The following is a 745-nucleotide window of genomic DNA, read 5'->3' on the forward strand; positions in this document are numbered from 1 at the left end:
CTCCGACTGATTGTAGGCGTTCGGTTTCAGGTACTGTTTCACTCCCCTCGTCGGGGTGCTTTTCACCTTTCCCTCACGGTACTGGTTCGCTATCGGTCAGTAAGGAGTACTTAGCCTTCGGGGGTGGTCCCCCGATCTTCAGACAGGATTTCACGTGTCCCGCCCTACTTAATACGTCCAATTGAGCTTCCTATACGGGGCTGTCACCCGCTATGGCCACGCTTCCCAACGTGTTCTAGTCACTCTCATGGCTCGGCTGGTCCCCGTTCGCTCGCCGCTACTAGGGGAGTCTCTATTGATGTCCTTTCCTCCGGGTACTTAGATGTTTCAGTTCCCCGGGTTTGCTCTTAAAACCCTATGTGTTCAGGTAATAAGTACTTGTTTCAGTAGGTTATTGATTAGCCGAAGCTAACAATAACGAACTGTCAAGTGGGTTGCCCCATTCGGAAATTCATGGATCAAAGCTTATTCTCAGCTCCCCATGACTTATCGCAGAGTATCACGTCCTTCATCGCCTCTTACTGCCAAGGCATCCACCAAACGCCCTTCTCGCGCTTGATTTGATCCAGAAGAAGACAGGCTTTCGTCTGTCGCGGTCATATGCAGGCTGGTTGGTCTGCTGACCTCTGTTCCGGATCAAAAGCATACTATCCCGCTCGATCCGGATTTGGATCGAACTGTTGTCACATCTTGCGATGTGACTGGTTAGTGTACTTGACTTGGACAACTGTTGTTCTTTTCGAAG

At 50.5% G+C, this 745-nt stretch carries 1 rRNA gene; it reads right to left on the bottom strand.

The annotated features are described in order from the left end of the window. Positions 1-561 (bottom strand): 23S ribosomal RNA (locus tag ACI3GR_RS20135); the annotation flags it as partial. Positions 562-745 lie beyond the last annotated feature (184 nt).

The organism is Pseudooceanicola aestuariicola (assembly GCF_045763785.1).
Classification (GTDB): domain Bacteria; phylum Pseudomonadota; class Alphaproteobacteria; order Rhodobacterales; family Rhodobacteraceae; genus Pseudooceanicola.